This is a genomic window from Streptomyces thermospinosisporus, assembly GCF_039526425.1.
GTDB classification, from domain to species: domain Bacteria; phylum Actinomycetota; class Actinomycetes; order Streptomycetales; family Streptomycetaceae; genus Streptomyces; species Streptomyces thermocarboxydovorans.
This window is the reverse complement of sequence record NZ_BAAAIZ010000007.1, coordinates 83,031-85,028: the sequence shown is the minus strand read 5'-3', so window position 1 is coordinate 85,028 and position 1,998 is coordinate 83,031. Positions and strand designations below refer to the sequence as shown.

Annotated in this window: 1 protein-coding gene; it reads right to left on the bottom strand. The window is 71.7% G+C overall.

What is annotated here, in order from left to right:
- Nucleotides 1-1,998, bottom strand: a 1,998-nt coding sequence (locus ABD207_RS03010; RefSeq protein ID WP_344009816.1) for an Rne/Rng family ribonuclease, incomplete at both ends; no start/stop codon positions are given.

The window sequence follows — 1,998 nt, the reverse complement described above, 5'->3', positions numbered from 1 at the left end:
GCTCGCCCGGCGACGGCCGCGTCCGCGGCTCGCCGCGGCCTCCGCCTCGGCAGCGCTGCTGTACAGCTCCTCGTCCGGGGTGAAGGCGGGCTCCGGGAGCGCGGCGGGCTCGGCGACCTCGGCCACCACCTCGGCCTCCGACTCCTGCTCCGCCTCCTGCTCGGCCGTCTCCACGACCACGGCCGCCTCGACGGGCTGCTCGGCGGCACCGGCGCGGGCACGCTTGCGGCGCTTGCCGCCGCCACCGGTCCCGGCCGGCTGGTCGAGGTGGACGATGACGCCGCGGCCGTTGCAGTGGACGCAGGTCTCCGAGAACGACTCCAGCAGGCCCTGGCCGACCCGCTTGCGGGTCATCTGCACCAGGCCAAGCGAGGTCACCTCGGCGACCTGGTGCTTCGTACGGTCCCGGCCCAGGCACTCCAGCAGACGGCGCAGCACCAGGTCCCGGTTGGACTCCAGCACCATGTCGATGAAGTCGATCACGATGATGCCGCCGAGGTCGCGCAGCCGCAGCTGGCGCACGATCTCCTCGGCCGCCTCCAGGTTGTTCCTGGTGACCGTCTCCTCGAGGTTGCCGCCCTGGCCGGTGAACTTGCCGGTGTTGACGTCGATGACGACCATCGCCTCGGTCCGGTCGATCACCAGCGAGCCGCCGCTCGGCAGCCAGACCTTGCGGTCCAGCGCCTTGGCGAGCTGCTCGTCGATCCGGTACGTGGCGAAGACGTCGACGTCGCTGGTCCACTTCTGCAGCCGGTCGACCAGGTCCGGGGCCACGTGCGAGACGTACCCGTGGATGGTCTCCCACGCCTCGTCGCCGCTGACGATGACCTTGGAGAAGTCCTCGTTGAAGATGTCCCGCACGACCCGGACGGTCATGTCGGGCTCGCCGTACAGCAGCGTCGGGGCGTTGCCGTTCTTGGCCTTCTTCTGGATGTCCTCCCACTGCGCCTGCAGCCGCTCGACGTCCCGGCGCAGCTCCTCCTCGCTCGCGCCCTCGGCGGCGGTGCGCACGATGACGCCCGCGTCCTCGGGGACGATCTTCTTGAGGATGGTCTTCAGCCGGGACCGCTCGGTGTCGGGCAGCTTGCGGCTGATGCCGGTCATCGAACCCTCGGGCACGTACACGAGGTAGCGCCCGGGGAGGGAGACCTGGCTGGTCAGACGCGCGCCCTTGTGGCCGATCGGGTCCTTCGTCACCTGGACGAGCACCGACTGGCCGGACTTCAGCGCGGACTCGATGCGGCGCGGCCCGTTGGCCATGCCCAGCGCCTCGAAGTTGACCTCACCGGCGTAGAGCACGGCGTTGCGGCCCTTGCCGATGTCGATGAAGGCGGCCTCCATCGACGGCAGCACGTTCTGCACCTTGCCGAGGTAGACGTTCCCGACGTACGAGACCGTCTGCTCCTTGTTGACGTAGTGCTCGACGAGCACGTTGTCCTCGAGGACGCCGATCTGGGTGCGGTCGCCCTGCTGCCGCACGACCATGACGCGCTCGACGGCCTCGCGGCGGGCCAGGAACTCCGCCTCGGTGATGATCGGCACCCGGCGGCGGCCCTGCTCGCGGCCCTCGCGGCGGCGCTGCTTCTTGGCCTCCAGACGGGTCGAGCCCTTGATGGACTGCACCTCGTCGGACAGCTCGGTCCTGGGGCGCGGCTCGCGGACCTTGACGACCGTGCGCTCCGGGTCGTCCGCGGACGGCTGGGTCTCGACGGTGGCGTCACCGGCCCGGCGACGACGGCGGCGACGGCGCCGGCTGCTGCTGGAGCCGGTCTGGGCGGCTGCGCCCTCCCGCTCCTCGCGGCTCTCCGTCCCCTCGTCGCCCTTCTCGCTCTTCTCGCTCTTCTCGCCCTTCTCGGCGGACGCCTCGGCGTCCTCCTCCGCCTGCTCGGCGGTGTCCTCGGCGTCCTGGGCAGCCTGCTCGGCGGCGGCGCGCTCGGTGCCGGTGTCCCCGGCCTCGCCGCTGTCGCCGTCGGCGGACTCGCCCCGCCGGCGGCGACG